This window comes from Sphingobium tyrosinilyticum (genome assembly GCF_042654265.1).
GTDB classification, from domain to species: Bacteria; Pseudomonadota; Alphaproteobacteria; order Sphingomonadales; family Sphingomonadaceae; genus Sphingobium; species Sphingobium tyrosinilyticum.
Genome location: NZ_JBHSFZ010000008.1, coordinates 176,028 through 202,856, shown reverse-complemented (window position 1 = coordinate 202,856; position 26,829 = coordinate 176,028). Strand labels below are relative to the sequence as shown.

The following is a 26,829-nucleotide window of genomic DNA, read 5'->3' as shown; positions in this document are numbered from 1 at the left end:
CTGCCGCTTCGCTGAGGAGAAGGATGCGGGACGGCATGCCGCCGCCCCGCAACTTTTCTGGCTCGATTACTGCGAGACGGTGGCGATGTTGCCGTTCCCGTTCTGCGAGATGTTGCTGTAGGAGAATGCGTTCACATTCTGCGTCACAGTGGACTTGTTACCGTTGCCAGCCTGCGCGATGATGCTGTCCACATTGGCCGCATTCTGCGTCACGTCGGCAAAGTTGGTGTTGCCCGTCTGCGTGATTTCACTGTCGGCATCAGCGCCGCCCTGCGTTACCAGCGCATCATTGAAGTTGCCGCTCTGGGTCAACTCGCTGATGGCGCCCGCGCCCGACTGGATGATCGTGCCTTCATTGTCGTTGCCGGTCTGCTTGGCCTTGCTGTTCGCACCAGCGCCAGACTGGCTGACGGCCAGATCGTTGCGGTTACCGATCTGGTCGATGACGCTGATGGCAGCGGCCGACTGGGTGACGGTAGCCTCGTTGCGCGAACCACTCTGGTAGATGTCGCTCGACGCACCATCTGCGGTTGCAGTCTGGTTGACGGTCGCTTCGTTGTTATTTGACAGCGGGGTAGTCGCGCCGCCACGGACATAGCCCTGACGGATCTGCGAGTTCGCACCGTCGCCAGCCTGCGTCAGACGGGCGTCGTTGTCGATGCCGATCTGGTCGATGAAGCTGATGCCGGAAACGCCCGATTGGTTGACATTGGCATAGTTGCCGAGGCCGGTCTGAAGGATGGTGCTTTGATCACCGGCGCCAGATTGATCGACGACCGCATCATTACCGCCCAGGATAGCCGATACGAGCGGCACCGAAGTCTGGGTCACAACGCTCTGGGCGCCCGCGCCGCTCTGCCGTACGAATGCATCGTTACGGGCATTGGTCTGGGTGACGCGGCTGTTGGCGCCGGCGCCACTCTGGCCCACATTGGCGTCGTTGCCGTTGCCGGTCTGCGCGATGGCGCTGTCGGCAGCCTGACCGCTCTGGTTGACATCGGCTTCGTTGAGATTGCCATTCTGCGTCACCACGCTCTTGGCATAAGCCGACTGCGTGACATCGGCGTCGTTCAGGTTGCCGTTTTGCGTGATCGCGCTGTCGGCGTTGAAGGCCGGGTTGCCATATTTGTTGGCGGGGTTGTAGTCGTCACCGCTCTGATTGACGCTGGCGATGTTGCCGTCACCATTCTGGCCAACGGTGCTGACCGCCTTCAGGCCCGACTGAACGACGAAGGCGTCGTTATAGTCACCGGTCTGTGTGACGGTGCTCTTGCGGCCAAAGCGGTCCAGCCCGGGATCGCGCAGCGTCGGGCTCTGGCTGACATAGGCCTCGTTGGAGCGGCCGGTCTGGGTCGTGGTCGCATCGTCCATCTCGCCCTGAGCGGTTTCAGCGATATTGTCACGGCCCGTCTGGGTGATGACGGCCTTCATGCGGCCATCTTCTTCACCAGCATAGGCGGCAGCACCCTGCTGGATGCCCGCGTTGTTGCCGGTGCCGGTCTGCTTCACTTCGGCATAGTTGGAGAGGCCGCCAGTGGTCGACTGGCCCTGGAAAACCACGGCATCGTTGCGGTTGGCGTCGGTCGAGCTGTTACCCGTGTTGGTCTGCGTTACAACGACGCGCTGGTTGCTGCCTGCAAGGCCGCTGGGAGCAGGAAAGGCGCCGGACAGGAAGCCGCTGTTGTCCTGATCGGTGCCCACCTGAACGACCGTGGCGGAGTTTGCGCCGGTCTTGGCGCTGCCGGTCGAGCTCTGCGTCACGTCGGCGCGGCTGCCAGCCTTGGTCACATTGCCGCTCTGGGTCACGGACGAGCTGTTGCGCGCGCCGCCGGTCTGGTCGACATTGGCGACATTGTTGTTGTTGCTCTGCGAGACGCTCGAATTGTTCGAGGTTCCACCAGAAACGAGAACGACCTGGCCGTCGACGGTCGAACCGTCCTTAGCGCCGAAGGTCACGGTCTGCGCGCCAGCGACACCTGTCGCCAGCGCCAGCGCCGAAGCGCCGATAAGAAGCTTCTTGATCATGTTAATCCTCCTGTTTCAACTCAAGTGCCGCAGGTTCTGCGGCTGCTAGGCTTACCGGCTCCCCAGTTCGGTAGCGCCGGGCGGGCAGGGCTGGTTTTCGTCCTCGCCCCCTCGTCACACTCTCCCCCTGCGTGGAGGGGGAGTTTCATCACCGCGCGGTCGGCTGACCCGCGGAATTCCTTGGATTATTGTTCGCGACGCGCGCCGGAGCGCCCTTCGCATGGCTCGTCCGGGTCGACCGCTTCTTCGGATCATCGATCGGGTCGGTGTAGTAAGGCCCGGTGCGACGGAAGGCGGCGGCGATGGCGCGGTCCTTCTCTTCCTTATAATGGTCGAGATAGACCTTGCCCGCAGCCTGGTCGGCAAAGCCCCACAGCTGGCGGCCGCCAGGCTGGGCGCCTTCCATGATCAGCGCATAGACGGCCTTTTCGATGGCGGCCTGGGTCGCGATCTGGATCGGCTCGTTGGACGACACGCCCGCTTCACCTTCCAGCAGTTCGTCAAACTCCACGAACTTGAAAACATTGGTGTTGAGCGCGACCGAGGCGACCGTCTTGGACGTCACGACATTGCCCAACACCTCGCCGGTCTTCACGCTGATGGCGCGCAGATAGACGGTGACGGTGTTCTGGCGGTACTGCATGTCGCCGCCGATGCCGAGGAAGCGGGCGCCGATGCCGCCCGTCTGGGTGTTGCTGTCATAGCCGATGATGCCGCCTTCGAGCAGGATACCGGCGAACAGCAGCGAAGGCAGGACGCTCGACGGCGTTTCCGCCTCGCCCAGATAGCGCTGGCGCATCTCGCGGATGATCTGGCGCTCTTTCAACAGGTTATCGAGCCGCTCGCGCTCCACCACGGTGAACCAGTTGCCGTTGCCCGCATCGCGCAGCGCCTTGATGAGGACGCTGGTGCCGCCCTGCGTGACGGCGCGCGACAGGCTCTGGATATTCTCCGAGGGCTTGAGCTGCCCGGTCTGGTCGGTAAAGCTGTAAACCGCGATCGGCACCGGCTGCGGTGGCGGCGGCAGGTAAATCAGGTCGCGCTGGACTGGCGTGACGGGCGCGATCTGCGGCGGCGCGCTGGCCGACGCGGTCAGTTCACGCGGCACCGTGCATCCCCCCAGGGTGGCGGCCATGCAGCCGATGAGCGCAGCAGCAGCCGAACGCTTCACGAAATTCCCCCTCATGCTCATCTTACTGCCCCGTCAGACTGGTGGTGCCGGCCAGGCTCGCCGCCAGCGAGCTTTCGACCGAGTTGGCGCTGGCAGACGATGCAGCGGCCGCATTGGCGGTATTGAGAGTCAGCACAGGCACGACGATGTCGGTCGTCTCGCCGGTCGAATTGTCGAAGATGCTTAGGCGGATCTCGCTCAAGGTCCGCTCGAAGGAAATCTTCTGGTCGCCAACCGTGAACTCGCCGGATGTACCAGGGTCCGATCCGGTGATGGCCTCCACCACGCTCGACGACAGGGCCGACAGCAGCCGGCTCTGGATCTGGCGAGCGAACAGCTGCGCCTCGGTCAGTTCACCGGTGCCGTCAGCGCCGCTCGACTTCTGCGGCGGCCGCTGCGCCGTCGCCGTGGCGAGCAGATGGTCGGAGTTGAAGGGGTTGCCTCCGAAAGAAGGATTGCGGAACTCAAATTTCAGTTCCTGCGCCGAAACAGGTGTCGCAAGAGCGATCATCCCGAGAGCAGCCAGTCGTAGATGCTTCACTTTTCAAGCCCTTTTACTGCGTCACATGTGCCCCGTTTTGCTGGAGCAGCTCCGGCAAAAGGGTCACGCATGAAGGTGCGCGTCATCAGTGCCGAACAAGTCACTGTTCGGGGCAGCAGCTATTTAAGAAGATGGAGCCCCGGATCGGAGCACGATCATCACATCAGAGCGACGGATGATCCCTTGGATCGACAGATTTCGCCAGCTTCCTGACCGGGTTCTTCTTCGGCATTGACCACTTTCCCAACTTTCGACGCAAACCGGAAGGATCGTCGGCCGCATCCATCGGCGCGATCATCCAGTCTTGACTGTCAGGGTGGCGACTTTTTTTTGAACTACCCTTCGGCTGATAGGGCAATTAACAAATACCTAACGAATGATATATACCCAAAATTGAGTAGGGCGACTTTATTTCTCCTCCCTAAGCCTTGAAAAAGCAGGAGAAGGAGCTAAAAATTCGCGGCTTTCTTAGGCTTCCGATAGTTAACAGCCCCGGCCAATTTTTTATCATAAAGTTAGTCGTCCGAAATTGGCACATCGACGCGTGGGAGATTTCTGCCGTTTACGGGATGCTCGCCGACTGGATATTGGAGTCCGGCACAACAACGCCTGGATGGATCGTGTCCAGCTGGACCTTGATGCGGTGCGCCTCGTCTCGCCCAGCAGGAAGAAATTCAACGCTTCGGAGTTCGAGCCTCGCTCGCTTCACCAGCCCCCGCCGCAACCGCTTTCATAATCGCTCCGCCGCGGTTCAGGCTACTGCGCGGCCCGCTTCGGCTACGTCTTCCGCTGTGCAGAAATAGAGCTGCGCCTTGCCGCCCCGTTTGGAGCGATAGAGGGCGGCGTCAGCGCAGGCGGTCAGATGTTCCAGGTCCAATCCATGGCGCGGCGCCATCGCTATCCCGATGCTGACGGAAATGCGGATCTGCTCGCCCATCAACTGATAGGGCGCGCTCAGTTGCTTGATGATGCGGCGGGCCAGCATCTCGGCCTCGCCTTCGTGCAGGACGCCTTCCTGGACGACGATGAATTCGTCGCCACCGATGCGGGCGACCGTATCGACGGAGCGTACGGTCGCCCGCAGCCTGGCGGACACCTCTCGCAGAACCGCGTCTCCCATGGGGTGGCCATAGCGGTCGTTGATGATCTTGAAGCCATCCAGGTCGAGGAAATGGACTGCGAGCTGCCTGTCCTCGGACGCGGTGACGCTGAGACTGTTCTGGAACCGCTCTCTCAGCAGCAGGCGGTTGGGGAGACCGGTCAGGGCGTCCTGCCGCACCAGGGCGGCCAGATCATGTTTCGCGGTCAGATGCTCGACATCCGATCGATAGAGATGGCGTACCGACTCCAGGCTGAGCAGCGTGACAACAGTGACCAGCAACGCCTCGATGATGAAATATTCCGCGTGCATGGCCCCGGCGTCGCGCGTGCGGGCATGCAGCGCCAGGGCGGCGACCGTAGGAACGGTCGCCAGCAACAGACTGGTCACGCAGATACGCGGCCTGCCGCCGATGCGCGACACGATGCCCGCGCCGAACGTGAAGATCAGGCTGACGGCGACGAGGTGGTTGAGCGGCGTATGCGTGCCGAGTACGGCCGCACTCAACGCGCCGAGCAGCGCGGCGAACACATAGCTGCCCGCCGCGTATCGCCATTCCCATTGCTTCACGCGATCGATGGTCAGGGCTGCCTGATGCGCATCACGGCGATAGGCGGTCAGCAAAGCAAGTCGCGCGATCGTCACCAGGATGGCCGCGGCGGTGATAAGGCCGACGATGACGCTACGATGTTCCATGAAGATCATCGCTCCGGCGACGCCGAACAAGACGCCCATCCCGGCGATCGGAAGGCGCATCGCGAACAGCGCCTCCACCAGCTCGCAATAGACTGCATCGGGCAGCGGCGGCGGCGGCGGCGGCGGCCCCTTTAACAAGGCGCGGACCGCGCGCCTCATCATGTTCGCTATCCGGTTCGGCTTTTTCGAGACCCGCGTCAAATCTTGCTCCAAGCACTCAGCGCATCGTCATGCAACGCCCGAAAGCCGGGAAATGCCGGGTTCACTTAGCGGGTGGCCTTGAATTTGATAAGTTTTATCTTCGCCGGCAAAGACCTATGGGCAGTGGATAATCACAAGATGAGGAGGAATGCTTGACTGAACAGGACAAGGTCGCCGCTATTCTGGAAATCCACGCGCTCAAGGCACGCTATTTCCGGACCATGGACATGAAGGACTGGGCGGGTCTGGAGGCGGCATTCGCGCCGGACCTTGTCGCCGACTTTCGCGCGGCGGCTGGCGAGTGGAACGAGGCTATGCTGGTTCATGGCGCCGCAGCCTATGTCGCACAGTTGGCGCCGATGCTGGAAAAGGTCTGCACCGTGCATCATGGCCATATGCCCGAAATCCACATCGAGACGGAGAGGGAGGCCAGCGGCGTGTGGGCGATGGAAGACAAGCTGTGGGTCGAGGAAGGCGCGCCGCTGCCGTTCCGCTGGATGCATGGCTATGGCCATTATCATGAGCGCTATGTCCGGCTGGCCGACGGATGGCGGATCAAGGAAATCCGCCTGACGCGGCTGCGGGTCGATGTCGGCTGAGCGAGTGGCATGGCCGCCGATCGACCTTCGCGGCCATGCACAGGGGCCTCTTCGTCTCTCTCTTAGGAGGGCTAAGCCGGGCGCTTGCGCATCATCGCCTGGCGGCGGCATTGGGCGACGATCTTGCCATCCTGATTACGGGCGACATGTTCAAATTCGACAATGCCGGTCGTGGGTCGCGATGTGCTTTCGCGCGCAGACAGGACCTTGCTGCGCACCCGGATCGTGTCGCCCTGAAATACCGGATTGGGAAAGATCACGTCGGTCATGCCGAGATTGCCGACCGTCGTGCCGAGCGTCGTGTCGTTCACCGACATGCCGATCATCAGTCCCAGCGTGAAGAGGCTGTTGACGAGCGGCCTGCCCCATTCCGTCCCCGCCGCGAAATGCGCGTCAAGATGCAGCGGCTGCACATTCATGGTCAGGCTGGAAAAGAGGATATTGTCGGTTTCGGTGACCGTGCGCGACCAGGGATGATCGATCTCCAGCCCCGGCGTCAGCTCCTCGAAATATAGTCCAGCCACCTGCGCGCTCCTCTGCCTATCACGCCCCTGATAGGCGGGAAATCAAAGTTCCTCCAGCGCCGCGCTCGCCTCCATCCAGACTTCCTCGACTGCCTCCAGCTTCTTTTCGACCGAGGCGCGTTTCACCATCAGGTCGGTCATGGTCATTTTCGCTTCCGCCCCCGTGGCCGATTTGGGGTCGAACAGCGCCTGGTCGATGCGGCTGCGCTCCGCCGCCAGCACCGCCATTTCCTTTTCAGCCTTGCTCAAGGCATTTTTCGCCGCCTTCTGCTTCTCACGCCATTCAGCGGCGTTGCGCTTTTCCGCCTTGCGATCGGCCTTGGGCGCGTCGCTGCCGGACCCGTTTCCATCAGCCTTGCGCAGGATGATGTCGGTATAATCTTCCAGGCTGCCGTCGAAGGGCTGGGCCGTGCCGCCATCGACCAGCACAAGACGATCGGCGACCAGTTCGATCATGTGGCGGTCGTGGGAGACGATCACGACCGCGCCCGAATAGTCATTGAGCGCCTGCACCAGCGCCTCCCGGCTATCGACGTCGAGGTGGTTGGTCGGCTCGTCGAGGATGAGGAGATGCGGCGCGTCGCGGGTGATGAGCGCGAGCGCCAGCCGCGCCCGCTCCCCGCCCGACATGCTGCCGACCTTCTGCGTAGCTCGCTCGCCCGAAAAGCCGAAACGGCCGAGCTGCGCGCGCACCGCGCCCGGCGTCGCGCCCTTCATGACGCGGGTCATATGTTCGAGCGGCGTGTCGTTAATGTCCAACTCCTCCACCTGATACTGGGTGAAATAGCCGACATTCATCTTCGACGAGGCGTTCATCGCGCCTTCCATCGGCTTCAGCTGCGCCGCGATCAGGCGCGCGAGCGTGGTCTTGCCATTGCCGTTGCGGCCGAGCAGCGCCAGCCGGTCGTCCGGATCGATGCGCAGATTGACCCGGCGCAGCACCGGCGTCTCATCATAACCGACCGCCGCCATGTCCATGGTGATGAGCGGCGGGCGCAATTCGGGCGGATTGGGAAAACCGAAATGCAGCGTCGGGTCTTCGATGGCCGCGGCAATGGGCTGCATCTTCGCCAGCGCCTTGGCGCGCGACTGCGCCTGCTTGGCGGTCGAAGCGCGGGCAGAGTTGCGAGCGACATAGTCCTGCAGCTTTTCGCGCTCCGCCTGCTGCTTCGCGCGAGCGGCCTCCTGCTGAGCCAGCCGTTCGGCACGCTGGCGCTCAAACGCGTCATAGCCGCCCGGATAGAGAGTGATCTTCCCCCCTTCCAGATGCAGGATATAATCGACGACATTGTTGAGCAGGTCGCGCTCGTGGCTGATGACGACGACCGTGCCGCGATAGGCCTTGAGGAAATTCTCCAGCCAGAGCGTCGCTTCGAGATCGAGGTGGTTTGAAGGCTCGTCGAGCAGCAGCAGGTCAGGATTGGAAAAGAGCAGCGAGGCGAGCGCCACGCGCATCTTCCAGCCGCCCGAATAGCTGTCGAGCGGACGGCCCTGCATTTCCTCATCGAAGCCGAGGCCGACGAGGATACGGGCAGCGCGGGCAGGCGCGGTGTAAGCGTCGATCGCATTCAGCCGCTCATAGATATGGCCGAGGCGATCGGGATCATGCGTCGCCTCGCTCTCAGCCATCAGCGCGGCGCGTTCCTTGTCGGCCGCCAGAACGGTTTCGAACGGCGTGGCAGTGCCGGCGGGCGCTTCCTGCGCGATATAGCCCAGGCGCGTGTCGCGCGGCATTTCGCAACTGCCCTCGTCCGGGTCGAGCTGGCCGATCATCACTTTCATCAGCGTCGATTTGCCCGCGCCGTTACGGCCGATGAGGCCCACGCGGCTACGCGGCGGCAGCGCGGCGCTGGCGCGGTCGATAATGGTGCGGCCGCCGAGGCGCACGGTGATGTCCTTCAGATTCAGCATGGGCGGCCCCGTAGCAGTTGTTGGGGCGGTTGTCAGGGTGGGTTAGGCTTTGGGCGATTCCGCGGCGTAGAGCGTGAACTGCGCATGCAGGCCGCCGTCCGAAGACTGGCCAAGCCATAGGTCGAACAGGCCAGGTTCCGCGATGATTCTGTTACCCGCCCCCACAAATTGCAGGTCGGCGCGCGAAAGGGAGAAGCGGACGGTCTTGCTCTCTCCCGGACTCAGCGTGACGCGCTCGATCCGTTTCAGTTCACGAACTGGCCGGGTGCGGCTGGCCACTCGGTCGCGGACATATAGTTGCACCACCTCGCTGCCGCGCCGGCCACCCTTGTTGGTCAGCCGCGCCGTAACTTCGATCGCCCGGTCCCAGCGGAGCGCGCTGTCCGACAGCTTTAGGTTATCGAGTGCGAACGTGGTGTAGCTGAGGCCGTGGCCGAAGGGGAAACGGGCGCTGTTGTCGGTCGTCATGTAGCGGGCGCGATATTCGGTGCGGTTGTCGATCACCGGCCGGCCGGTTGACTTGCGGTCATAGAAAAACGGCTCCTGCCCCGATTCCCAAGGAAAGCTGACCGGTAGCTTGGCCGAGGGATCGACCCGGCCGAAAAGAATATCGGCGATCGCATGGCCCGCTTCCGACCCCAGGAACCAGGTAGCGAGGACCGCTTGCGCATTGGCCACCGAATCATGCAGCGCCAGCGCGCGGCCGTGGCGCAGCAGCACGATCATCGGCTTTCCGGTGGCGGCGACCGCCTCGGCCAGCGCCTGCTGCACGGGCGGCAGTTCGATCGCGGTGCGCGATTGCGCTTCGCCCGACATGTCCTGCGATTCGCCGACCGCCAGCAGGATGATGTCGCATGCCTTCGCCGCCTCCACCGCCTGCGCGATGCCGCCATCGATCGACCCGCTGATCTCGCAGCCCTTGGCGATGCTGAGCAAGGCCGGGTCCGACATGGCGGCGCGGAGCCCGGCGGCGATGTCCACGCCCTTCCCCTTGTCGCCATAGAAGGCCCAGGGGCCATAGATATTCGCCCGATCCTCGCCGAATGGGCCGATCAGAGCGATCTTCTGGCGCTTTGCAGGATCGAGCGGCAGGACGCCGCTATTCTGAAGCAGCACGATCGACCGCGTGGCCGCTTCCCGCGATAGCGCGCGATGGGCGGGCGTGAAGATGCGGCTCTTCTCCGCCTCCTCACTGATCGACCGATAGGGATTGTCGAACAAGCCGATAGCCGTCTTCACATAGAGGATGCGGCGCACGGCGACGTCCACTGTCTCCATCGGCACCGCGCCGCTTTTCACCAGATCGGGCAAGTGGCGGATATAGAGACCGCTCTGCATCGACATATCGACCCCTGCCAGCACCGCCAGCCGCGCCGCGTCCCGCTCATCCTCCGCATAGCCATGAGCGATCAGCTCCTCGTCCGCCGTATAATCGGAGAAGACGAAACCCCGGAACTTCATCTCGCCGCGCAGCAGGTCGGTCAGCAGCTCCCGATCCGCGGTCGCGGGCACACCGTTTATCTCGCTGAACGCCGCCATGGTGGTCAGCGCGCCCGCCGCGAAGGCCGAACCGAAGGGCGGCAGATGCGTCTCGCGCAGCGTCTCGTCGGAAATATCGACACTGCCATATTCAAGGCCCGCCGCCACCGCGCCATAGGCGGCAAAATGCTTGGGGCAAGCGAGCAAGCTGTCGTCGCGACGCAGGTCCCGGCCCTGAAAACCGCGCACGCGGGCGGCGGCGAACAGGCTGCCGAGATAGACATCCTCCCCCGCCCCCTCGACCACCCGGCCCCAGCGCTGATCGCGCGCGACATCGACCATGGGGGCGAAGGTCAAGTGCAGTCCCGCCGCGCTCGCCTCCTGCGCCATCGCGCGCGCGGTGCGTTCGGCGAGCGACGGGTCAAAACTCGCGGCCTCGGCGAGGGGCACGGGAAAGATGGTCTTTAGCCCGTGGATGACGTCCCCCGCCAGCAGCAGCGGAATACCCAAGCGGCTTTGCTTGACCGCGATGTCCTGCGCGCGGCGAGCCCCTGCCACGCCAATACCGTTGAACAGGCACCCAACGCGGCCCTTGCGCACTTCGTCGGAAAGCCGCTTCTCATCCTGGATGCCGACCTGCGGATTGGGCGGGTTATAGGGACGGAAGCTGTCGGTGAGGCAGGTCATCTGACCCGCCTTTTCCTCGACCGTCATGCGGCCGATCAGGTCATCGACCCGCGCCACTTCGGCGGCGGCAAAGGCCCGGCGGGGAAATGCCAGGGCGATAGCCAGCGCCGAGGAAAGCAGGGTGCGTCGGTCAATGCTCATCGATGGTCAAGGTAAAGCACTTCCGTGCTCCTGCGAAGGCCGGTCGAACGGGCAAACGCACCACCTATCCCGTTCGGGCTGAGTTGCCGAAGCCCTCTTCTCTTTTCTCGAAGGAAGTGAAGCCCTTCGACAAACTCAGCGCGAATGATATTGCAGGCAGCGTATTTCCTGGCGGCGCTCTCAAGCAGCGGCGAATAGCTTCGTGCCGATTACACCGATGACGGTCAGCGCCATGAAACCCGCCTGCATGGGCGTTACCCGGTCGCCAAACAGCATCACGCCGCCAATGATAACACCGACCGCACCCAGCCCGGTCCAAATCGCATAGGCCGTGCCCGCAGGCAGGCCCTTCATCGCAAGCGCCAGCAGGCCCATGTTGAGGAAGCTCAGGGCGATCGGCACGGACGATGCCTGCCAGCTGCCGATGGTCGCCGCCCATTTGAGGCTGAGCGCCCAACAGATTTCGGTGAATATGGCAATGCCCAGCACAAGCCACGCCATGACAGCGTTCCTTCTTTCAGGCGGGCTCGGAAGGAAAGGCGCGCAGGCCGGAAACCCGAAAGAGGCGGCGCGCCCAAAATAGGTCAAAAGACCAAAGGGTGGTGGACAGGGCTGGATTCGAACCAGCGTACGGGAAACCCGGGCAGATTTACAGTCTGCTGCCTTTAACCACTCGGCCACCTGTCCAGTGCCCTGACGCGGTGGACAAAATGCCTTCCACCGCGCTGGAGGCGCGCTCAATGGCGAAAGGAGGCTTGCCTGTCAATGGTCCGATGTGAAAAGAGCGCTTCCATGAAAAGAGGACAACGCAGCGCAAAGCCCAAGGGCAACTTTCCCCGCTTTTACGGCCGCCATGCCGTCATCGCGGCCCTGGCCAACCCCAACCGCGTCGTACGCAAGATATGGGGCACGCGCGAAGCGCTAGGTGCGCTCGACCTGCCGCCGATCCTGCCGATCGTCTATGCCGATGGCGCGGACCTTGGCCGCATGGTGCCGTCCGACGCGCCGCACCAGGGCATCGTCGCGGAAGTGGAACCGCTCGACGATGTGTGGCTGGGCGACGCGTTGGAGGCGGGAGTTGACGACAAGCGCCCGGTGCTGGTGCTGGACCAGGTGACCGATCCGCATAATGTCGGCGCGATCCTGCGATCGGCTGCGGCCTTCGATGCGCTCTGCATCGTCACGCAGGATCGTCATGCGCCGCCCGAATCCGGCGTGCTGGCCCGCGCTGCTTCGGGGGCCCTGGAAATCATGCCCTGGGTACGCGTCGTGAACCTTGCCCGCGCGCTCGATGAGATTGCCGAGGCGGGTTATTGGCGCATCGGCCTGGACGGCGAAGCGGATACCCATCTGGGCGAAGCGATCGGCGATTCGCGCGTGGCCTTGGTGCTGGGTGCGGAAGGCGAAGGGCTGCGCCATAACAGCATGGCCCATTGCGATATTTTGGCTAAACTGCCGATCAGCCCGCGAATGGAGAGCTTGAACGTCTCCAACGCGGCCGCGATCGCCCTGTACGCCGCCGCCAGCCGGTAGCGTCGGGGCATGAAGCGCGCTGCCTGCCAGCGGTGTGCGCGAAAAGGGGGATGATATGGCCGCTTTCTTCCGTGCCGCGAGCGCACTCGCCTGCTGCCTCATGCTGGGAGCCTGCCTGGTGACGCCAGGCAAGTTCGAATCGACGCTGGACATACGCGCGGACCGGCAGTTCAGCTTTACCTATAAGGGCGAGATCATATCGTCCGACATGAAGGGCATGGGCGGCTCTTCGGCTACGCCCGGAGGCGATCCGATCGGCGACGGCGCGCCCGAAAAGAAGGACAGCGCCTGGCGCAAGACCGCCCTGCAAAAGGGAGTGGAAGAGCGGTTCGACAGCGGCAGCGACCGGAACGACGAGGCGCAGATGCAAGCCATCGCCGCAGCACTGTCCAAGGAAAGGGGGTTTCGATCCGCCCGCTATGTCGGCAATCACCGCTTCGAGATCGACTATTCGATCAGCGGACGGCTGACCCACAGCTTTCTCTTCCCGTTCAATAGCGATGCGGAGATCGTCCTGCCCTTCGTCGCGATCGAACTGCGCGGCGAGGATCGTGTGCGGGTAAAGGCCCCTGGCTATTCCAACGGCTTCGACAAGAGTCGTGGCCCCATGGGGCAGAGCAGCGCGGACGAGGATGCGGCAAAGGCGCTCGACGGCCGCTTCACGCTCACCACCAATGCGGAAATCGTCAGCCAAAATCAGGAAGACGGCGCGCAAAGCGCCGCAGAGGGCAAGCGGATCGTCTGGCGGATCACGCCACTAACCGGCGAGGCGCCCATGGCGACGCTGCGCGTCAGCCGATAGCGGGCGCCTCGATCAGGTAGATCAGTCTTCCGGCGCGATGGTGACGCGCAGGCCGTCCAGATCGTCGTTCAACACCAGCTGGCAGGACAGGCGGCTGCTATCGTTGCGGTGGTCGGAACTGTCGAGCAGATCATTTTCATCTTCGCTCAGCGCAGGCAGCTTGTCGGCGAAGGCGGGATCGACATAGACATGGCAGGTGGCGCAGGAGCAGCAACCGCCGCACAGCGCCAGCAACTCGTCAAAGCCGTTATCGCGAATGACTTCCATCACCGACAGGCCATTATCGCCTTCGACGGCCTGCTCTTCACCCGAACGGTTGACCACAATCAGTTTAGCCATGTACCTCGATCCCAAAATATCCCTCGCCGCTCATAGGCGGGGGCGCTGATAAATCAAGAGCCGGAAGAGCAGAGCATGGTGACCACCTCGGAGCAGCTGCGCGCCAGCCTGGACGCGATCGCCGTCCTTGAACCCGGCTTTGCCGCCGCCCTGGCGCGGGTCGGCTACCCCCTGCCTCGCGTGCGGGAGCCGGGCTATGAAACGCTGCTGCGCACCATCGTCGGCCAGCAGGTCAGCGTCGCAGCAGCGGCAGCGGTGTGGCGCAAGCTGGAGCTGGAGCTGGGCGAAGGTTGCGCGCCGGACAAGCTGCTGGCCCGCGACTATGACGCATTGCGCGCCTGCGGTCTTTCCCGGCAGAAGCAGGGCTATGCCCGCAGCCTAGCCGACCTGGTCATGAGCGGGAAGATCGACTTGCATGCCCTCCCCCAGGATGATGAAGAGGCGATCACCCTGCTGATGCGGATCAAAGGGATCGGTCGCTGGTCAGCGGAAATCTATCTGCTCTTTGCTGAGGGACGTCCCGATGTCTGGCCTGCGGGCGACCTGGCCGTCCAGATCGAGGTCGGCCGCATCCTCGGCCTTCCCGAGCGCCCCAGCGAACGCGAGACGCGCGCACTGGCGGAACGCTGGCGTCCTCATCGGGGCGCGGCAGCCATCATGGCCTGGCACCATTATAATACAGAGGTTCTTTGATTCATGTCTTTGCCCCACGCCCGCTACATCGTCCTCGAACATGAGGGCGTGTGGAAGATCAATCTCGACAATCGCTATTATGGCCCCTTCGCCACGCGCGAGGCGGCGGTGGAAAATGCGACCGGCACCGCGCGCAAGGCGGCAGAAGGCGGCTATCCCGCCAGCGTGCTGCTGATGCAGGGCACACGCTTCGAAACGCTCTGGACGAACCAGGCTGACGGAGCGTCATCCTGACTTTTTTGCCCCTTGTCGGGAACCAGTAGGCGGCCCGGACATTTATTGCCTCCAGTTTCGCGGGCTGAGGCATGAGCAAAAAGGTTCTGATTGTCGAAGACGAAATTTTCGTCGCACTGGAAATCGAACAGATCGTTGAGGATGCTGGATTCGCGGTCAGCGCCATTGCGGCAGATCGCGAAAGCGCGCTCGTGGCGGCGGCGGATTGCGACATCGCGCTCGTGGATCTCAATCTGCGCGACGGCCCCACCGGCCCCAGCATCGGCATGGAACTTGCCACCAGCTATGGCGTGCGCGTGATCTACGTCACCGCCAATCCTGCGCAGATCGGCGCTGCGTCACAGGCTGCGCTGGGCGTCATCACCAAACCCTTTCGCCCGCAAAGCATCGCCGCGACGCTCCGCCTTGCGGCGTCGAACGAGGATGATTTGGAAACGGCCGAGATTTCCGGCTTTACGCCATTTCCGCCGCGACCCGGCTCATGGAGCGGAATGGGATCCACAGGCTGACCAGCAGCCCGTTCGGCCGCCAATCGCGTTGCAACCGGCCGCCAAGCTGACGCTCTGCGCTGAGCTGCATCAGGCGGCTGCCGAAGCCCTCGTGCATCGACGGCTGAACCAGCGGCCCACCTTCCTCGCGCCACTGAACGCGAATGTCCGTGCCTTCTTCCCGCACATCGATATGCACACGTCCGTGCGGCACTGACAGAGCGCCATATTTCGCCGCGTTGGTCGCAAGCTCATGGAACAGCAGCGCGAGCGGCGTCGCCGACCGGTCGTCGATCGCCGGATTTTCTCCTGAAAAAACGATGCGGCTCTCGCCAGCGTCGTCATAGGGCGCGAAAATCTGCTCCAATATGCCGCGTAGCCGGCCCTGCGCCATATCCTCGTCCGCTTCGGCGCTGTGCGGACGGACGAAATCATGGGCGCGGCCGAGCGCCATGATCCGGTCGCGCAGGTCGTCCGCCACGGCCCGGATAGCTGGGTTCTGCCGCGCGGACAGGCCGATCAGGCCAGAGATCACTGAAAAAATATTCTTGATCCGGTGCGACAGTTCATGCGCGATGATCTCGCGCTCCTCCATCATCAGCTTTTGTTCGTGAATTTCGGTGCAGGTCCCGATCCACCGGATGATCCTGCCCTCGTCATCGTGGATCGGCAGGGCGCGTCCCAGGGTCCACCGATATTCGCCGCTGTGATGACGCAGCCGATATTCGACTTCATAGGGCTCGCCAGTCTCCAGCGAATGGCGCCAGCGCGTCCATGCGGCTTCACGATCATCGGGATGGAAGTTGCCGCTCCACCTATCGCCGTCGGTGGATCCTTCCGCGACGCCGGTATATTCATACCAGCGCGCATTATAATAATCATGATAACCGTCGGGCAGGGTCGACCAAACCATCTGTGGCATGGTGTCGGCCAGGGTGCGGAACAGCCGGTCGCTTTCGGCCACGGCTTCGGCGTCCTTCGCCTGGCGGGCAATCATGTCCCGGTCGCGGCCCCTTCCCTCCAGTTCCATCATCACCTGATGCGCCAGCAGAGAAAGACCCTGCCGCTGTAAGGGCGTCAGGTCATTGCGGGGTTTGTCGTCGATGACGCAGAGCGCACCCAGCGGCATGCCCTCGCCACCCAGCAAGGGCGCGCCGGCGTAGAAACGGATATGGGGCGCGCCGGTGACCAGGTCGTTGGAGGCGAAACGCGTGTCTGCCCGGGCGTCCGAAACAACGAAGATATCACGGCCCTGCATAGCATGGGCGCAAAAGGACAGGTCGCGCGGGGTCTCTTCCGCATCCAGCCCGGTCCTGGCCAGAAATCTCTGGCGCTCATGCTCTACGATGCTCACCAAGGCGATGGGCGCGTCGCAGAGTGCGGCGGCGAAGTCGGTTATCTGGTCCAGCGTGCGGAAGCCACCGGCATCCAGATCATAGCGCGCCAGCACAGCGGCGCGGTCCGTCTCCAGCCCCCGCGTGTCAGCCATCGCTGACTCGCTCGATGTCAGCGCCGACAGCTGACAGCTTTTCTTCCAGCCGCTCATACCCGCGATCCAGATGATAGACGCGATTGACCTGCGTCTCCCCTTCTGCGGCGAGTCCTGCCAGGATCAGGCTCATCGACGCGCGCAGGTCCGTCGCCATGACCGGCGCACCGGCCAGCCGGTCAACGCCGCGCACGACGGCGGTGCGGCCATTTACGCCGATGTCGGCGCCCATGCGCGCCAGTTCGGGTACATGCATGTAGCGGTTTTCGAAGATCGTCTCGGTCAGCACCGACGCACCGTCCGCCTTGGTCAGCATCGCCATGAACTGCGCCTGCATGTCCGTCGGGAAAGCCGGGAAGGGGGCGGTGGACAGGGTCAGGGGCTTGAGCTTGCCGTCCGCCGACACGCGGATGCCATCCTTCAGCTCATCGACCTGCACACCAGCGTCGCGAAGCGCGGCCAGAATGGCGTGCATATCGTCCGCGCATGCGCCCGCCAGTTCCAGCGAGCCGCCGGTGATCGCCGCGGCGCAGGCGTAGCTGCCCGCCTCGATCCGGTCGGGCATGACACTGTAGGTCGCGCCGTGCAGCCGATCGCGGCCATGGATGATAAGCTTGTCGGTCCCGACGCCCTCGATATCCGCGCCCATCGCGATCAGCAGCTTGCAAAGATCGACGATCTCCGGTTCGCGCGCGGCATTTTCCAGCACACATGTGCCCTTGGCCAGCACCGCTGCCATCACCGCGTTTTCGGTCGCTCCGACCGACACCACCGGGAAGGTGTATATGCCGCCGGGCAGACCGCCATCCGGCGCGCTGGCGCGGACATAGCCCGCGTTGATCTCAATGATCGCGCCAAATGCTTCCAGCGCTTTCAGATGCAGATCGATCGGCCGGTTGCCGATCGCGCAGCCGCCGGGCAGCGATACCCGCGCTTCGCCCGCGCGCGCCAACAGCGGCCCCAGCACCAGGATCGACGCGCGCATCTTCCGCACGATGTCATAGGGTGCTTCGGTCGATGTGACGCGGCCCGCCCGCAGGGTCATCACTCGCCCGAAATCCTCCGGCCGCGCGCCTTCGATCATCGTCGACACGCCGAGCTGATTGAGCAGATGCCCGAAGCTATCGACGTCCGCCAGCCGCGGCAGGTTGCGCAACGTCACAGGCTCGTCGGTCAGCAGCGCGCAAGGCAGCAGGGTCAGCGCAGCGTTCTTCGCGCCGGAGATGGGAAGGCGGCCGCTCAGCATTTTGCCGCCGCGAATATGAATGCGGTCCATCGGCTGGGTTCTTAACGTTAATTACGACTGGCGCAAGGCGGGACGAAGGGCCTTGGCTCCGCAATGCGTGTCCGCGGAGATACGCTTTGGGAAACAATTGCACTCTCCCCGACGCGATATTGATCGAGTTTAGTGCAGCGCCCGGAAATGCAGCCAAAAGACGCAAGGGGCGTTTTGCCATCGTAACGACAAATTTGATAAAAAGGTGCTTTGGGTGGCGACAAGTTGTTTCGCGGAAAGATTGGCCAAAAATGTGCCTCTTTCCGAGGCGGAAAAAAACGCGCTGACCAGACTTGAGGAAAATCCGCGCAAGGTGAAGCGCGGCGCGATGATCCAGCGCGTCAACGAAACGGTCACGGAATTGTTCGTCCTGCGCGAAGGGCGCGTGATGAGCTTCGTCATCCTGCCGGATGGCAGCCGCCAGATTCTGCGGGTCTATTTTCCCGGCGATTTCATCGGATCGGCCAGCACCATCTACAGCAAGGCGCCGGAATCATTGGTAGCCCTGTCCGACGCGATCATCTGCCCCTTCGACAAGCATGCCCTGCGCCGCTTGCTCGAACAATATCCGCGCGTTGCGGCGCTGCTGTTCCTGCTGTCCAGTTCGGAAAAGGTGGCGCTGACCGATCGCCTCGCTTCGCTGGGACGCACATCGGCCAAGGCGCGGGTGGCAGCCTTCCTGCTCGACATTTTCGACCGTTTGCGCGTCACGGACGATGGGGTGACCGACAGTTTCGACCTCAAACTGACGCAGGAGGAGATTGGCGATGCCATCGGCCTTACCTCCGTCCATGTGAACCGCATGGTGCGCCAGATGGAACAGGAAGGGCTAATCAGCCGGGCGAACGGCCGCATCACCCTGCTCAACATGGCCCGGCTGGAAGAAATCGGCCATTACACCAACCGGCACAAGGATGTGGACCTGGACTGGATTCCAGGGCTGGGTTGACACGACTTAGTCCCCCTCCCGCGAGCGGGAGGGAAATTGGAGAAGGTCAAGCCAGCAGTTCGACGTCCCAGTAAAGCCAGTCATGCCAGCTTTCATGCAGGTAGTTAGGCGGAAAGGCGCGGCCATGTTCCTGCAACTGCCAGGTGGTCGGCCGGATCGGCGTCACATGCAATTGCATATGCGCTTCCTTGGGCGTGCGCCCGCCCTTTTTGAGATTGCAGGGCGAACAGGCGGTGGCGACATTTTCCCATGTGGTGCGACCGCCCGCGCGGCGGGGAATGACATGGTCGAAAGTCAGATCGTGCGGCGATCCGCAATATTGGCAGGCGAAGCGGTCACGCAGGAAGAGGTTGAATCGGGTGAAGGCAGGATGCTCGGACGGCCTCACATATTGCTTGAGCGCGATGACCGAGGGTATTTTCATCTGCAGGCTGGGGCTGTGCACCTCCCGCTCATAGCTGGCGACGATGTCCACCCGTTCCAAAAAAACCGCCTTGATGGCGGTCTGCCAGGGCCAGAGGCTCAGCGGATAATAGCTTAACGGCGTATAATCAGCATTCAACACCAATGCCGGACAGTTTTCCGGATGTCGTATCAGGTCGGGATGGTACATAAGAACCCTCGAACCCCCAATTGCCAGGTCCTGATTGATCAGGAACGTGACGGCAACATGACAGCATTAACCACCCCGACCCGTCAAGGGCCTGTATGAACCATTCGCCAGCCCCACAGCATATGGTAACGCGCTTCGCGCCCAGCCCTACCGGCAGACTGCATATCGGCCATGGCTGGTCCGCCCTGCTGGCGATGGACTTCGCCCGCGAAAATGGCGGGTCGTTTCGCCTTCGGATCGAAGATATTGACGGCACGCGGAGCCGCCCGGAACATGTCGCCGGGATTGTCGAGGACCTCAACTGGTTGGGGGTGGCCTGGGACGGTGAGATCGTCTTCCAGTCCTATCGCCTCGGCCAATATGAAGCCGCGCTCGCACGATTGCGGGCGATGGACCTGCTCTATCCCTGCTTCTGCACCCGCGCCGACATCGCCGCCAGCGCGAGCGCGCCCCATGGTCCTGAAGGTCCGGTCTATCCTGGAACATGCCGGGGTCTATCGCCAACGGAGCGGGAGAGGCGGATCGCTGCGGGCGAGCCGCATGCCTGGCGGATCGATATGGCGAAGGCGGTTCAACAGGTTGGGCAACGTGATTGGCTGAACATCCCTTTTCCCGGTCGAACGGAGCCTGTCGAAGGCCATCCCCTCTCTTCAGTGCGGATGGAATTTGTTCAGGCCGATCCCCTCGCAGCAGGTGACGTGGTCCTCACCCGCAAGGACGCCCCCGCCAGCTATCACCTTTCCTGCACCCTCGATGACGCGGCGATGGGCGTAACCCATGTCTTGCGCGGCCAGGATCTGTTTGCCGCCACCCATGTCCACCGCCTGCTTCAGGCGCTGCTCGGCCTTCCCTCACCCATCTACTGCCATCATCCGCTGCTTGTGGGCGCGGATGGCAAGCGGCTTGCCAAGCGGGATGGATCGATCGCGCTGGCCGATTTGCGGGCGCAAGGCGTGGATCCGCAAAGGCTCGCATCCGATCTGCGCAACGCGCGCTTTCCGGTTGGCATTTCGCTGGCCAAAGCTTAGATTCGCATCATGAACACCGTTCTTGTGATTGCCCTCATCCTCGCCATGGCCGCGACCCTGTTCGCGCTGATCCGCGGCATCATCGCCTTTCTGCAGGCCAGCAAGGAGCAACTGAACGCGCCGGACGGCACGCCCAGCCCCTCCAGCCTCAAGCAGAACAAGATGATGATGAACCGCATCCTGTTCCAGGCGGCGGCCATCATCATCGTGGCGATCCTGCTGCTGATGAAGGGGAACGGCTGATCCCCACATGGTGAAGCTGAACAAGATCTACACCCGCACCGGCGACGCGGGCACGACCGGCCTTGTCGATGGATCGCGCCTGCCCAAGCATGCGCCGCGCATGCAGGCGGTCGGCGATGTGGATGAGGCGAACAGCGCCATCGGCCTCGCCGTCCTCGCGATTGGCGACACGGCCGAGGCTGCGTGGCTGACCACCATACAGAATGACCTGTTCGACCTCGGCGCAGACCTCGCGACGCCAGTGCCGGAGGGAGAGGACGAACCCTGGGCGCTGCGCATCATCGCCAGCCAAGTCAAACGGCTGGAGGAGCAGATCGACGCGATGAACGCCGATCTGCAACCGCTCGACAGCTTCATCCTGCCCGGCGGATCGCCGGCCGCCGCCGCCGTCCATCTGGCCCGCGCCATCACCCGCCGGGCCGAACGCAGCGCCACCGCCGCCGCGGTGGAAGTCGCGCTCAATCCTCAGGCGCTTGCCTATCTCAACCGCCTGTCCGACCTGCTCTTCGTCCTCGCCCGGCGCCTCAACGGCAATGGCGCAGGCGACGTCAAATGGGTGCCCGGCGCGTCCCGCTAGCCCGCTTTTCCGGAACCTAACCCGCCCCTCATGCGCTTGTTTTTGCAAGTGCAGCACAAACCTGTGAGAAGGGGCAAGGATGGCGAAAAGCCGGACAGCACCGGGCCAGGAGGATCTGACGCCCCGCTACCGCGACGTTCGCGCGTTGAGCGAAGCGCTGGCCGCGCCGCTATCCGATGCTGACGCCACGGCGCAGTCCATGCCCGACGCGTCACCGGCCAAATGGCACCTCGCGCATACGAGCTGGTTCTTCGAAACTTTTGTTCTGCGCGACCATCTGCCCAGCTATCGCCCCTTCGATCCGCATTACGCTTATCTCTTCAACAGCTATTATGAAGGGGAAGGCGAGCGTCATGCCCGGCCGCTGCGTGGCATGCTGACCCGCCCCTCGCTCGACGATATCCTGAGCTACCGCGCCCATGTGGATGCCGCGCTGCTCGCCGCCCTGCCCGGCATGGACCCGCAGGCGCAGGCGCTGGTGATGCTCGGCCTCCAGCATGAACAGCAGCATCAGGAACTAATGCTGACCGACATCCAGCACCTTCTTTCGCTCAACCCGCTGGAGCCTGCGCTGTTCGACGCGCCCAGCGGCATGCCCGCCGCACTGCCTGGAGCCATTCACTGGATCGAAGGGCGTCAAGGCTTGGTGGAAATTGGCGATGACGGCAAAGGCGACTTCGCCTTTGACTGCGAAGGTCCCCGGCACAAGGCGTTGCTCCACCCGCATGCACTGGCCCACCGGCCTGTCACCAACGCCGAATGGATCGGCTTTATCGAGGATGGCGGCTATCGCGATCCGGCGCTTTGGCTGTCGGACGGGTGGGCATGGACGCAGGCGGAAGCCATAGCGGCGCCCCTCTACTGGCGGCAGGAACAGCAGGGCTGGACCCGCTTCGGCCTGGACGGCCGCAAGCCCGTCAATCCCGCCGCCCCGGTCTGCCACATCAGCCTATATGAAGCCGATGCCTATGCCCGCTGGGCGGGCGCACGCCTTCCGACCGAGGAGGAATGGGAGAGCGGCGCACTCAATGTTCCGCCGACCAGCGGCAACCAGTTGGACGGCCCCGCCTGCCCCCGCCCGCAGGCGACAGATGACAACTCGGCGCTCACGCGCATGTTCGGCGACGTGTGGGAATGGACCGGCAGCGCTTATCGCCCCTATCCCGGCTTTCACGCCGATGACGGCGCGTTGGGCGAATATAATGGCAAGTTCATGTCCGGTCAGTTCGTGCTGAAGGGCGGCAGTTGCGCCACGCCGCGCGGCCATGTCCGGGCAAGCTACCGCAACTTCTTCTACCCGCATCAGCGCTGGCAGTTCACCGGACTGCGGCTGGCGAAGGATCTCTGACGGATGCTGCTGACCCGAGAACCGCTATCGACCGCGCCTGCCGCCGACCCGGCATTTTGCCGCGACATAGTAGAGGGGCTGTCCCGCTTTCCCAAGGCGACGCCGCCCATCTGGTTCTACGATCAGCGCGGTTCTGAACTGTTCGAAGCCATTGCCGACCTGCCCGAATATTATCCCACCCGCACCGAAACCGGCCTGCTGCAGCGTCACGGCCCCGACTTTGCAGAGGCTATCGGCCCTGGCCGCGCGGTCATCGAATTCGGCGCAGGCAGCGCGCGCAAGACGCCGCACCTGCTGCGCGCAATAGACCCCGTCGCCTATGTGCCGATCGACATCAGCGGCGATTTTCTGCATGCGAGCAGCGCTGCGCTCGCCGCCGCCTTTCCCGGCCTGCCGGTGCTGCCCTTGGTGGGCGACTTTAACGCCGACCTTTCCCTCCCCGCGGCGATCCACGGGTTGCCGCGCCTTGGCTTCTTCCCAGGATCGACCATCGGCAATCTGGAACCTGCAGGCGCGGTCGATCTTTTAAGGGCCATGCGCCGCCTGCTCGGCGAGGAAGCAATGCTGCTGATCGGCATGGACCGGATCAAGGACCCCGCCCGGCTGGTCTCCGCCTATGATGATGCCGCTGGCGTCACCGCCGCCTTCAACCTCAACCTCCTCACCCGCATCAATCGCGAGTTGCAGGGAGACTTGCCGTTGGAAGCCTTCGCGCACCGGGCGGTCTGGAACGACGACAAGGCGCGGATCGAAATGCATTTGGAGGCGCTACGGCCACTCCATTTCCATGTCGCCGGCTACTGCTTCGACATGGCAGCGGGGGAGACGATCCATACCGAGAGCAGCCACAAATATGGGCAGCGCGACGAAAGGCTGCTGTTGCGTGCGGGCGGATGGGAACCCACGCGTCAATGGTCGGATGACGAAGGCTTATTCTCGCTGATCCTCGCCTCGGCCGCCTGATCCCCCTGGCTTCAGTCCACCACCTTGGCCGACCAAGTGGTTATCCAATGCCAGGCACCACGGCATTCCGCCATGGCGCTCGCCTCCGCCAGGCGGAAGCGCACGCCATCCCACACATAGGATTCGCTGCTACCGCAATCGCCCAGGCCCCTGCCCTTGGCATGGCTTTCAAGCGACGAGCTTTCGGGCGACCATGACGCGTTGACCAGCACCGGATGCGCCGCATCCCCGCTCCATCCCGGTTGATAGTCGAAGCTGGCGAAGCGGAAGCTGCGCCGGCCTGGAATGCCGGTGGCGATGACCGGCACGGCGGAGAAATTATAGGCGCCCGCTCCACAGGGGACGAGCACCAGCGTTTCGCTCTTTGACAGCCGATAAAGGTCGGGCGGGGACGCGTCGCGCATCTCGTCGGCGCAAGCCGTAAACTTGCCCAATGCCGCCAACTCTTCACGCCATAGCGTGACCGGCGCGGCCCCCGCAGGGATCAGCGCACGGCGGATCGACGCAAGCGGCGGAGCGGCACGCACCGCGCTAGGGCTCAGCGGCCCAGTGGCCACCAGCGCCGCCATCGTGCCCGCGCGCCCTTGCCGCGCATCCATATAGCGCATTGCCGCCGCCGCTCCCGCGAGCGAAGGCTGCGCGATCAGACCGCCAGCCGAGCGCACCTCCAGCTTCGCGCCGCGCGTCATCGCGACGGCAAGCGCAGCCGCCTGCGGCCCCTGAAGCGCAGCCTCTCCATCCCGGCTCGGGGCGCTGGCGATCTTGCGGCCATCGACGAAAAAGCTCAGTTCTTCCCGCCCCTTGGCATCGCGGCTCAGCCATATTTCGGGTTCAGCCGCCCCGCCGGCGTCGCGCCGGAGGCCAAGCGTTACCGGCGCATCCGGCCAATCGCCGCCTTCCGGAAGCAGCGACACGGCTTCGCATCGGGCGCGATTGTCGCAGCCGATGGTCCAGTCCTTGTAGGTTTCCAAGGAGCCAGGCCGCGGCGATTGAGCAAGCGCCGGAGCCAAGCCGGTGATAGCCGACAGCAACGCCGCCAGCGCGAACATAAGTTTCTCCCCCATAGGCTAACTATAACTTAATTGATAAACCTATGGTAGGGTCTCCGTTATCGGGATGGCTTGTCATCCCGGCCCAGCTTCTCCCCCCGCGCCACGCAGTCCCCACATCCCAAAAGAAAAAGGCCGGTGTCCTTCGACACCGGCCTCATGCATCAAGCAGCCGCCTTGGCGCGCGACATGCGCTTGCGCTCGTTGGGGTCGAGATAGCGCTTGCGCAGACGGATCGTCTTGGGCGTCACCTCAACCATTTCATCATCGTCGATATAGGCGATCGCCTGTTCCAGCGTCAGCTTGCGCGGCGGGGTCAGGCGGATGCTGTCATCCTTGCCGCTTGCGCGGAAGTTGGTCAGCGCCTTCGACTTCATCGGATTGACTTCCAGATCTTCCGGCTTGGCGTTCTCACCGATGATCATGCCTTCGTAGAGCGCTTCGCCCACGCCGACCATCAGGACGCCGCGCTCTTCCAGCGGGCCCAGCGCATAGGCATTGGCCTCGCCCGATCCGTTGGAGATCAGCACGCCATTCTTGCGGCCTTCGATCTTGCCCTTGTGCGGGCCATATTTCTCGAACAGCCGGTTCATGATCCCTGTGCCGCGCGTGTCGGACAGGAATTCGCCATGATAGCCGATCAGGCCGCGCGACGGCGCGGAGAAGGTGATGCGGGTCTTGCCGCCGCCCGAGGGACGCATGTCGGTCATCTCGGCCTTGCGGATGTTCATCTTGTCGACGACCGTGCCGGAAAATTCATCGTCCACATCGATCACTACGATTTCATAAGGCTCGGTCTTGTTGCCATTCTCGTCCTCACCGAACAGCACGCGCGGGCGCGAGATGCCGAGTTCAAAGCCTTCGCGGCGCATGGTTTCGATGAGCACGCCCAGCTGCAATTCACCGCGCCCGGCCACCTCGAAGCTGTCCTTGTCGTCGCTCTCGGTCACCTTGATCGCCACGTTCGATTCGGCTTCGCGGGCCAGACGGTCGCGGATCATGCGGCTCGTCACCTTGCTGCCTTCGCGGCCCGCCATCGGCGAATCATTGACGGCAAAGCGCATCGACAGGGTCGGCGGATCGATCGGCTGCGCCTGGATCGGCGTGCTGACCAACGTATCGCAGATGGTGTTGGCGACGGTCGCGACGGTGAGGCCCGCGAGGCTGATGATGTCGCCTGCCTTCGCCTCTTCCACCGGAACGCGGTCGAGGCCGCGGAACGACATGATCTTCGACGCGCGGCCGGTTTCGATCACATTGCCGTCCATGTCGAGGGCATGGATCGGCTGGTTGACCTTGACCGTGCCGGACTGAACGCGGCCGGTCAGGATGCGACCGAGGAAATTGTCGCGGTCGAGCAGCGTCACGAGGAAGCTGAACGGCGCGTCCTGGTCCAGCGACGGCGGCGGCACATGATCGACGATCTTCTGGAACATCGGCTCCAGCGTACCCGAGCGCAGGCTCGGATCGTCATTGGCATAGCCGTTGCGGCCCGAAGCATAGAGCACGGGGAAGTCCAGCTGTTCGTCGGTCGCGTCGAGCGTGACGAACAGGTCGAACACCTCGTCCAGCACTTCCTGGATGCGCTCGTCCGGACGGTCGATCTTGTTGACGACGACGATGGGCTTCAGGCCCAGCGCGAGCGCCTTGCCGGTCACGAATTTCGTCTGCGGCATCGCGCCTTCCGACGAATCGACCAGCAGGATGACGCCATCGACCATGGAGAGGATGCGCTCCACCTCGCCGCCGAAGTCGGCGTGGCCGGGGGTATCGACGATGTTGATGCGGACGCCGTTCCATTCGACCGAGGTCGGCTTCGCCAGGATGGTGATGCCGCGCTCCTTTTCCAGGTCGTTCGAGTCCATGGCGCGTTCCTCGACGCGCTGGTTGTCGCGGAAGGTGCCGGACTGGCGGAACAGCTGATCGACGAGCGTGGTCTTGCCGTGATCGACGTGCGCGATGATCGCGATATTACGCAGGGACATGTCTTGCCTTTGGGATGTCGGTTTTCCCGGCAGGCACCGCGCCTGACCAGAGTATCGCGCGCGCCCCTACAGGAAATGACGCGTTGCGGCAAGGCGCCACGGCTGCCGCGCAATTGCATCGGCCGGAACAGACGGCCATATTCCGG

26 protein-coding genes and 1 tRNA gene are annotated in these 26,829 nt (G+C 63.4%); 12 read left to right on the top strand and 15 right to left on the bottom strand.

What is annotated here, in order from left to right; genetic code table 11:
- Positions 1-66: 66 nt before the first annotated feature.
- The 4 genes from ACFO3E_RS06995 to ACFO3E_RS06980 all read right to left on the bottom strand — a co-directional run bounded on the left by ACFO3E_RS06995 (position 67) and on the right by ACFO3E_RS06980 (position 5,694).
- The gene (locus tag ACFO3E_RS06995; protein ID WP_380803418.1) at positions 67-2,025 is read right to left on the bottom strand and encodes a beta strand repeat-containing protein; all 1,959 of its coding nucleotides are present in this window, start codon (positions 2,023-2,025) and stop codon (positions 67-69) included.
- A 148-nt stretch (positions 2,026-2,173) separates the two neighbouring features.
- Entirely contained in the window at positions 2,174-3,211 is a 1,038-nt protein-coding gene (locus tag ACFO3E_RS06990; RefSeq protein ID WP_380803416.1) for a CsgG/HfaB family protein, read from the bottom strand.
- 7 nt (positions 3,212-3,218) lie between these two features.
- Positions 3,219-3,737 (bottom strand): curli assembly protein CsgF, encoded by a 519-nt coding sequence (locus ACFO3E_RS06985; RefSeq protein WP_380803414.1) that lies wholly within the window; start codon positions 3,735-3,737, stop codon positions 3,219-3,221.
- Between the two features lie 751 nt (positions 3,738-4,488).
- Positions 4,489-5,694, bottom strand: a complete 1,206-nt coding sequence (locus ACFO3E_RS06980) for a diguanylate cyclase domain-containing protein (protein ID WP_380803411.1) — start codon at positions 5,692-5,694, stop codon at positions 4,489-4,491.
- Positions 5,695-5,885: 191 nt separating this feature from the next.
- Between ACFO3E_RS06980 and ACFO3E_RS06975 the strand changes: the two genes are divergently transcribed.
- Positions 5,886-6,332 carry a nuclear transport factor 2 family protein gene (locus tag ACFO3E_RS06975; RefSeq protein WP_156518458.1) on the top strand — a complete coding sequence of 149 codons (447 nt, stop codon included), beginning with the start codon at positions 5,886-5,888 and terminating at the stop codon, positions 6,330-6,332.
- Between the two features lie 71 nt (positions 6,333-6,403).
- On the opposite strand, the gene ACFO3E_RS06970 is transcribed toward ACFO3E_RS06975, so the two are convergent.
- The 5 genes from ACFO3E_RS06970 to ACFO3E_RS06950 all read right to left on the bottom strand — a co-directional run bounded on the left by ACFO3E_RS06970 (position 6,404) and on the right by ACFO3E_RS06950 (position 11,761).
- Complete coding sequence (locus ACFO3E_RS06970) at positions 6,404-6,856, bottom strand: MaoC family dehydratase (protein ID WP_380803409.1); 453 nt, start codon at positions 6,854-6,856, stop codon at positions 6,404-6,406.
- A gap of 42 nt (positions 6,857-6,898) precedes the next feature.
- Complete coding sequence (locus ACFO3E_RS06965; protein ID WP_066526789.1) at positions 6,899-8,767, bottom strand: ABC-F family ATP-binding cassette domain-containing protein; 1,869 nt, start codon at positions 8,765-8,767, stop codon at positions 6,899-6,901.
- Between the two features lie 42 nt (positions 8,768-8,809).
- Positions 8,810-11,074, bottom strand: a complete 2,265-nt coding sequence (locus tag ACFO3E_RS06960) for a glycoside hydrolase family 3 N-terminal domain-containing protein (protein ID WP_380803406.1) — start codon at positions 11,072-11,074, stop codon at positions 8,810-8,812.
- A gap of 180 nt (positions 11,075-11,254) precedes the next feature.
- Positions 11,255-11,575: a DMT family transporter gene (locus ACFO3E_RS06955; RefSeq protein WP_066526786.1), complete on the bottom strand. Its 321-nt coding sequence runs from the start codon at positions 11,573-11,575 to the stop codon at positions 11,255-11,257.
- A 99-nt stretch (positions 11,576-11,674) separates the two neighbouring features.
- Positions 11,675-11,761: transfer RNA gene (locus ACFO3E_RS06950), tRNA-Tyr, on the bottom strand.
- A gap of 105 nt (positions 11,762-11,866) precedes the next feature.
- Between ACFO3E_RS06950 and ACFO3E_RS06945 the strand changes: the two genes are divergently transcribed.
- Complete coding sequence (locus tag ACFO3E_RS06945; protein WP_066526785.1) at positions 11,867-12,607, top strand: TrmH family RNA methyltransferase; 741 nt, start codon at positions 11,867-11,869, stop codon at positions 12,605-12,607.
- 55 nt (positions 12,608-12,662) lie between these two features.
- The gene (locus tag ACFO3E_RS06940) at positions 12,663-13,409 is read left to right on the top strand and encodes a hypothetical protein (RefSeq protein ID WP_380803402.1); all 747 of its coding nucleotides are present in this window, start codon (positions 12,663-12,665) and stop codon (positions 13,407-13,409) included.
- A 21-nt stretch (positions 13,410-13,430) separates the two neighbouring features.
- Here the strand turns inward: ACFO3E_RS06940 and ACFO3E_RS06935 are convergent, their stop codons facing one another.
- Positions 13,431-13,748: a 2Fe-2S iron-sulfur cluster-binding protein gene (locus tag ACFO3E_RS06935; protein ID WP_066526782.1), complete on the bottom strand. Its 318-nt coding sequence runs from the start codon at positions 13,746-13,748 to the stop codon at positions 13,431-13,433.
- 75 nt (positions 13,749-13,823) lie between these two features.
- On the opposite strand from ACFO3E_RS06935, the gene ACFO3E_RS06930 reads away from it, so the two are divergent.
- From ACFO3E_RS06930 to ACFO3E_RS06920, 3 genes are all read left to right on the top strand, one after another.
- The gene (locus ACFO3E_RS06930; RefSeq protein WP_380803400.1) at positions 13,824-14,441 is read left to right on the top strand and encodes a DNA-3-methyladenine glycosylase family protein; all 618 of its coding nucleotides are present in this window, start codon (positions 13,824-13,826) and stop codon (positions 14,439-14,441) included.
- 3 nt (positions 14,442-14,444) lie between these two features.
- The gene (locus tag ACFO3E_RS06925) at positions 14,445-14,675 is read left to right on the top strand and encodes a DUF2188 domain-containing protein (protein ID WP_066526773.1); all 231 of its coding nucleotides are present in this window, start codon (positions 14,445-14,447) and stop codon (positions 14,673-14,675) included.
- 71 nt (positions 14,676-14,746) lie between these two features.
- The gene (locus ACFO3E_RS06920; protein ID WP_066526770.1) at positions 14,747-15,184 is read left to right on the top strand and encodes a response regulator; all 438 of its coding nucleotides are present in this window, start codon (positions 14,747-14,749) and stop codon (positions 15,182-15,184) included.
- Here the strand turns inward: ACFO3E_RS06920 and ACFO3E_RS06915 are convergent.
- Together ACFO3E_RS06915 and murA are read right to left on the bottom strand one after the other, a co-directional pair.
- Positions 15,129-16,652 carry a sensor histidine kinase gene (locus tag ACFO3E_RS06915; protein ID WP_380803397.1) on the bottom strand — a complete coding sequence of 508 codons (1,524 nt, stop codon included), beginning with the start codon at positions 16,650-16,652 and terminating at the stop codon, positions 15,129-15,131. The genes ACFO3E_RS06920 and ACFO3E_RS06915 overlap by 56 nt on opposite strands.
- Entirely contained in the window at positions 16,645-17,928 is a 1,284-nt protein-coding gene (gene murA, locus ACFO3E_RS06910) for a UDP-N-acetylglucosamine 1-carboxyvinyltransferase (protein ID WP_066526764.1), read from the bottom strand. The genes ACFO3E_RS06915 and murA overlap by 8 nt, the downstream gene beginning before the upstream one ends.
- A gap of 214 nt (positions 17,929-18,142) precedes the next feature.
- Between murA and ACFO3E_RS06905 the strand changes: the two genes are divergently transcribed.
- Positions 18,143-18,877, top strand: coding sequence for a Crp/Fnr family transcriptional regulator (locus ACFO3E_RS06905; protein WP_197486262.1), 735 nt, complete (start codon positions 18,143-18,145; stop codon positions 18,875-18,877).
- A gap of 46 nt (positions 18,878-18,923) precedes the next feature.
- Here ACFO3E_RS06905 and ACFO3E_RS06900 read toward each other — a convergent pair whose 3' ends face one another.
- Entirely contained in the window at positions 18,924-19,490 is a 567-nt protein-coding gene (locus ACFO3E_RS06900) for an HNH endonuclease (protein ID WP_066526759.1), read from the bottom strand.
- 122 nt (positions 19,491-19,612) lie between these two features.
- Between ACFO3E_RS06900 and gluQRS the strand changes: the two genes are divergently transcribed.
- The 5 genes from gluQRS (at position 19,613) to egtD (ending at position 23,649) form a co-directional block, all read left to right on the top strand.
- Positions 19,613-20,518 carry a tRNA glutamyl-Q(34) synthetase GluQRS gene (gene gluQRS, locus ACFO3E_RS06895; RefSeq protein WP_380803393.1) on the top strand — a complete coding sequence of 302 codons (906 nt, stop codon included), beginning with the start codon at positions 19,613-19,615 and terminating at the stop codon, positions 20,516-20,518.
- Positions 20,519-20,527: 9 nt separating this feature from the next.
- The gene (locus ACFO3E_RS06890; RefSeq protein WP_066526757.1) at positions 20,528-20,761 is read left to right on the top strand and encodes a twin transmembrane helix small protein; all 234 of its coding nucleotides are present in this window, start codon (positions 20,528-20,530) and stop codon (positions 20,759-20,761) included.
- Positions 20,762-20,768: 7 nt separating this feature from the next.
- Entirely contained in the window at positions 20,769-21,338 is a 570-nt protein-coding gene (locus ACFO3E_RS06885) for a cob(I)yrinic acid a,c-diamide adenosyltransferase (protein WP_380803390.1), read from the top strand.
- Positions 21,339-21,417: 79 nt separating this feature from the next.
- A complete protein-coding gene (gene egtB, locus ACFO3E_RS06880; RefSeq protein WP_380803388.1) occupies positions 21,418-22,686 on the top strand; it encodes an ergothioneine biosynthesis protein EgtB in 1,269 nt (422 codons plus the stop codon).
- A gap of 3 nt (positions 22,687-22,689) precedes the next feature.
- Positions 22,690-23,649 carry an L-histidine N(alpha)-methyltransferase gene (egtD, locus tag ACFO3E_RS06875; RefSeq protein WP_380803386.1) on the top strand — a complete coding sequence of 320 codons (960 nt, stop codon included), beginning with the start codon at positions 22,690-22,692 and terminating at the stop codon, positions 23,647-23,649.
- An 11-nt stretch (positions 23,650-23,660) separates the two neighbouring features.
- Here egtD and ACFO3E_RS06870 read toward each other — a convergent pair whose 3' ends face one another.
- Positions 23,661-24,713, bottom strand: a complete 1,053-nt coding sequence (locus ACFO3E_RS06870; protein ID WP_380803384.1) for a DUF1176 domain-containing protein — start codon at positions 24,711-24,713, stop codon at positions 23,661-23,663.
- 149 nt (positions 24,714-24,862) lie between these two features.
- Positions 24,863-26,683 carry a translational GTPase TypA gene (gene typA, locus ACFO3E_RS06865; protein ID WP_066526744.1) on the bottom strand — a complete coding sequence of 607 codons (1,821 nt, stop codon included), beginning with the start codon at positions 26,681-26,683 and terminating at the stop codon, positions 24,863-24,865.
- Between the last annotated feature and the right edge of the window lie 146 nt (positions 26,684-26,829).

Coding starts and splice junctions, on each gene's coding strand:
- ACFO3E_RS06995 (WP_380803418.1), bottom strand. CDS start 2,025: ATGATCAAGAAGCTTCTTATCGGCGCTTCGGCGCTGGCGCTGGCGACA.
- ACFO3E_RS06990 (WP_380803416.1), bottom strand. CDS start 3,211: ATGAGGGGGAATTTCGTGAAGCGTTCGGCTGCTGCTGCGCTCATCGGC.
- ACFO3E_RS06980 (WP_380803411.1), bottom strand. CDS start 5,694: ATGATGAGGCGCGCGGTCCGCGCCTTGTTAAAGGGGCCGCCGCCGCCG.
- ACFO3E_RS06965 (WP_066526789.1), bottom strand. CDS start 8,767: ATGCTGAATCTGAAGGACATCACCGTGCGCCTCGGCGGCCGCACCATT.
- ACFO3E_RS06960 (WP_380803406.1), bottom strand. CDS start 11,074: ATGAGCATTGACCGACGCACCCTGCTTTCCTCGGCGCTGGCTATCGCC.
- ACFO3E_RS06955 (WP_066526786.1), bottom strand. CDS start 11,575: ATGGCGTGGCTTGTGCTGGGCATTGCCATATTCACCGAAATCTGTTGG.
- ACFO3E_RS06945 (WP_066526785.1), top strand. CDS start 11,867: ATGAAAAGAGGACAACGCAGCGCAAAGCCCAAGGGCAACTTTCCCCGC.
- ACFO3E_RS06940 (WP_380803402.1), top strand. CDS start 12,663: ATGGCCGCTTTCTTCCGTGCCGCGAGCGCACTCGCCTGCTGCCTCATG.
- ACFO3E_RS06935 (WP_066526782.1), bottom strand. CDS start 13,748: ATGGCTAAACTGATTGTGGTCAACCGTTCGGGTGAAGAGCAGGCCGTC.
- ACFO3E_RS06930 (WP_380803400.1), top strand. CDS start 13,824: ATGGTGACCACCTCGGAGCAGCTGCGCGCCAGCCTGGACGCGATCGCC.
- ACFO3E_RS06925 (WP_066526773.1), top strand. CDS start 14,445: ATGTCTTTGCCCCACGCCCGCTACATCGTCCTCGAACATGAGGGCGTG.
- ACFO3E_RS06920 (WP_066526770.1), top strand. CDS start 14,747: ATGAGCAAAAAGGTTCTGATTGTCGAAGACGAAATTTTCGTCGCACTG.
- ACFO3E_RS06915 (WP_380803397.1), bottom strand. CDS start 16,652: ATGGCTGACACGCGGGGGCTGGAGACGGACCGCGCCGCTGTGCTGGCG.
- murA (WP_066526764.1), bottom strand. CDS start 17,928: ATGGACCGCATTCATATTCGCGGCGGCAAAATGCTGAGCGGCCGCCTT.
- ACFO3E_RS06900 (WP_066526759.1), bottom strand. CDS start 19,490: ATGTACCATCCCGACCTGATACGACATCCGGAAAACTGTCCGGCATTG.
- gluQRS (WP_380803393.1), top strand. CDS start 19,613: ATGGTAACGCGCTTCGCGCCCAGCCCTACCGGCAGACTGCATATCGGC.
- ACFO3E_RS06890 (WP_066526757.1), top strand. CDS start 20,528: ATGAACACCGTTCTTGTGATTGCCCTCATCCTCGCCATGGCCGCGACC.
- ACFO3E_RS06885 (WP_380803390.1), top strand. CDS start 20,769: ATGGTGAAGCTGAACAAGATCTACACCCGCACCGGCGACGCGGGCACG.
- egtB (WP_380803388.1), top strand. CDS start 21,418: ATGGCGAAAAGCCGGACAGCACCGGGCCAGGAGGATCTGACGCCCCGC.
- egtD (WP_380803386.1), top strand. CDS start 22,690: ATGCTGCTGACCCGAGAACCGCTATCGACCGCGCCTGCCGCCGACCCG.
- ACFO3E_RS06870 (WP_380803384.1), bottom strand. CDS start 24,713: ATGGGGGAGAAACTTATGTTCGCGCTGGCGGCGTTGCTGTCGGCTATC.
- typA (WP_066526744.1), bottom strand. CDS start 26,683: ATGTCCCTGCGTAATATCGCGATCATCGCGCACGTCGATCACGGCAAG.